Below are 1,580 nucleotides of genomic sequence, written 5' to 3' on the forward strand. Positions count from 1 at the left end.
ATAGACATAATGACTCCCACACGGTGCTAGCCTCCGCTTTTCGTGGGTTAGCTTAATACAAAGCCAGAGCCATAATTAGTTTGTCAAATAACTAAACAGCAGAGGCTAGCATGAACAAACATAGCATACTTTTTATCGGACTTGATACACATAAAGAATTCAATGAAGTCGCCTATATTGAAGACCATCGAGGCGCACAACCTGTGCACTTTGGTAGAGCGCCATCATCTAAAATAGCCGTTAAAAAACTAGTTCGTCACTTTGAATCTAAATACCCTGATGCAACGCTCCACTTTGTCTATGAGGCTGGCCCCTGCGGTTACTGGATTTATCGGTTAATCACTAGCCTTGGTCATTGCTGCTATGTGGTTGCCCCTTCTCTCATTCCTAAAAAACCAGGTGAACGTGTTAAAACCGATAAACGTGATGCCATGAAGCTCGCAAAGCTACTTAAAACAGAAGACCTTACACCTATTTATGTGCCAGAGCCGGAAGATGAAGCTGTTCGCGATTTATCTCGCGCCCGTGAAGTTGCCATGAAAGATTTAAAAGACGCCAAATATCAACTTAAAGCGCTATTACTGCGTAATAATATAAATTATGCTGGCACTGCTAACTGGTCGCTCAAACACCTTCGTTGGCTTACAGAGCTTGTATTATCTCACCCAGCACAGCAACTTGTTTTACAAGAATTTATACAAACAATATCTGAAAGAATGGCACGTTTAGAGCGTCTTGATAATGAATTAACACACCATGTTCATCAATGGCGTTATTACCCTGTCGTAAAAGCAATACAAGCGATGCGCGGCGTTCGTCTATTAGTTGCAGCAGGTGTTATTGCTGAGCTAGGCGATTTATCGCGCTTCGACCACCCTCGTAAACTAATGAGTTACCTTGGTCTTGTACCTAGTGAACACTCAAGCGGCGGAAAACGTCATATCGGTGCGATAACAAAATGTGGCAATGGTAGGGCTAGACGCCTCCTTATTGAAGGTGCGCACACATACAGGTATGCCGCTAATATCTCCACAGATATGCAAAAACGACAAGAAGGGTTGCCAAAGCAGATTATTGATATCGCATGGAAAGCACAACTTAGGCTCTGCAAGCGCTACAAAAAGTTAATCAGTAAGGGAAAGCATTATAACCTTGTAGTCACAGCAATTGCGCGAGAAATGATCGCGTATATCTGGGCTATAGCAAAAGAAGTGGTACTGACACCTGTTGATCCAAAACTAAGATTAGCAAGAGTACCTGCATGATGAACGAATTAGAGTTAATGCATTGGGTCAAGCATCGGGTGTGGCACAACCACCGAGGGCGTTAGGATGGCAATGCAGCTAACGCAGCATTGAACCACGAACATAGACTGAAGACAGGTGCCACGACGAACTAAGTAAGGTCTGCTCTGTTACTAGAAATAGTAATAACCAACGAATATCAGCATGAAAACCGACGACATTACTTGCTTCATCCTATGTATTAACTCGCTCTAATTCGAGCTGAAGAAATTATGGCTTAAAAAGTTAGGCAAGGATCAGTGCGTTTAACTTGACTGTGGGAGTCATACCAACGCC

At 43.1% G+C, this 1,580-nt stretch carries 1 protein-coding gene; it reads left to right on the plus strand.

The window, feature by feature from the left end:
* Positions 1-110 precede the first annotated feature (110 nt).
* On the plus strand, positions 111-1,265 hold the full coding sequence (locus tag BIZ38_RS21630) for an IS110 family transposase (protein ID WP_138519617.1): 1,155 nt from the start codon (positions 111-113) through the stop codon (positions 1,263-1,265).
* The last annotated feature ends 315 nt before the right edge of the window (positions 1,266-1,580 follow it).

The organism is Pseudoalteromonas sp. BZK2 (genome assembly GCF_014349195.1).
In the GTDB taxonomy this organism is placed as follows: domain Bacteria; phylum Pseudomonadota; class Gammaproteobacteria; order Enterobacterales; family Alteromonadaceae; genus Pseudoalteromonas; species Pseudoalteromonas simplex.

Excerpts from the sequence above, each read along its gene's own strand:
- BIZ38_RS21630 (WP_138519617.1), top strand. The coding sequence starts at position 111 with ATGAACAAACATAGCATACTTTTTATCGGACTTGATACACATAAAGAA.